The 1955-nt window shown below is 42.2% G+C and carries 1 protein-coding gene; it reads left to right on the top strand.

Features of this window, described 5'->3' with window-relative positions; genetic code table 11:
* Window positions 1-494 precede the first annotated feature (494 nt).
* Window positions 495-1694 (top strand): sodium/glutamate symporter, encoded by a 1200-nt coding sequence (gene gltS, locus AC52RT_RS17900; protein ID WP_495542005.1) that lies wholly within the window; start codon window positions 495-497, stop codon window positions 1692-1694.
* The last annotated feature ends 261 nt before the right edge of the window (window positions 1695-1955 follow it).

Genomic DNA, 1955 nt, shown 5'->3' with positions numbered 1-1955 from the left:
AGTTTAGCTTGAAAAGTGGGAAAATTCAAGTTGTAGGGAAAGAATTGGACTGATGGTATAGTTGTTTCGGGAAACTAAATAAAGTGAATGAGGTAAAAATCTCGTTTGAAACAGGATTTTTTTATTATCTTCTATTGTGTTAAAAAATATGACCAAATAACAAAAAGAGTTCCATAGAATACTATGGGTTCTTGATTGAAAACTCTTCCTAAAATCGCAATGGATGATTTTGTTAAGCGTGGTGGTATTAATAGTGAATTCTCTTCATTTAAAGGTTGGTTTTGTATATGGTTGTTATCTCGAGAGAATGATAGAAGTAAGGCCGTATCTTCGACAGCTCATTAGATCAGTCATTCTCGAAAAACTTGGTAAGATGAAAAATATGGTAGTATATAGTTAGAGGAAATAATTGTCTTTAAAACTCTCAATCAAAGTTTTCTCTCCGGAGTAATTTTTGTTGAGGTGTTTTAAAAAAATTCGTTGAGGTGAAGCTTATGATCGAAATAGAACTTGATTTATACCAGGCAGCTGGCGTTGCAGCAGTTTTGTTCTGGTTTGGAACTTGGGCAGTCAGGAAAGTCCCTTTCTTAAGTAAGTATTGTATACCTGCTCCACTGGTCGGCGGCCTCGTATTCGCGCTGATCAACACAATTCTTACGGCTAATGGCATTTTGACAATCTCTCATGATACGACTCTGCAAAATATTTTGATGACGGTATTCTTTACTACTATTGGTTTTTCCGCCAGCATACCACTTATCAGGAGAGGTGGAAAACAGATTCTATTTATCCTGGTTCTTTCCGTTGTCGTTCTTACAGTACAAAATGTGATAGGAAGCGGCATAGCCTCATTGTTTGGTATTGACCCGAGGCTTGGTTTAGCAGTTGGTTCTATTTCCCTGATGGGAGGACCGGGTACAGCTGCCGCATTTGGTGCTGTTATGGAGAGCCCGGTATATGGCGTAGTGGGAGCGTCTGCAGTTGGCCTGGCTGCCGCAACATTTGGATTGGTAGCAGGGAGCATACTGGGCGGCCCAATTATGCGAAGAAGATTGACCCAGCTCAATCTAACTGAAAAAGAGTATATCACAGAGGAAGAAGAGGAAATGAAAGAGCCCCTCATGATCAAAACCAATGTCAACCGTGTTGTAAATGCAGCTATGATGTTGGCTGTGGCTTTAGGTTCCGGAGTTATTCTTTCAAAACTTATGGCTGGCACAGGTATTACTTTCCCTGATTATATGGGGGCGTTGGTTATGGGTGCTGTAATCCGAAACATTGTAGAAGCGATTGGTGAAAACCATTATCCACATAAAGAAATGGAGATCATTGGAGAGGTTTCCCTGTCTTTATTCCTTGCTATGGCTTTAATGGGTCTTCAGCTTTGGGTACTAGCAGACTTGGCGCTTCCGGTCATTGTCATTTTGATTGTCCAGGTAGCTTTCATGTTCTTTTTCTCCTATTACGCGATCTATAAGTTGCTCGGTAAAAACTATGAGGCTGCCGTTCAGACTGCAGGTTTTATCGGCTATTCAATGGGAGCCATGTCTAATGCTATGGCGAACATGCAGGCAATTACAAAAAAATACGGTTTTGCACCTGCTGCTTATCTGGCAATTCCGATAGGCCGGATGATCTCGGACTTTTTTAATGCCGTGATTATTACAGGGTTCCTGGATTTCTTCACTGGATAGTGGAGGGAAAGCATCATTAAGATGTAAACGTTTAGAATTTTAGGGTAGAAATAGGAGATTGATGAAAAAGCTGGGGCAAATTTGGAGGGCACTGAAAAAGTCCATAAGGATTCCCTTTGTTAGACTGGCCGGTTGATTTCCGCTCCCGCTTTCCGCGGGGCGTGGGGTGAGCCTCCTCAGCGCTAAAAGGGTCTGTGGGGTATCACCTCTCCCTCTGTCCCGCAGGAGTCTCGTACCTTCCGTTCCAATCAACCCGGGCTA

This window comes from Peribacillus sp., from assembly GCF_059453735.1.
Note: the sequence above shows the minus strand (reverse complement) of the source record. Positions and strands in the feature narration are given on the sequence as shown.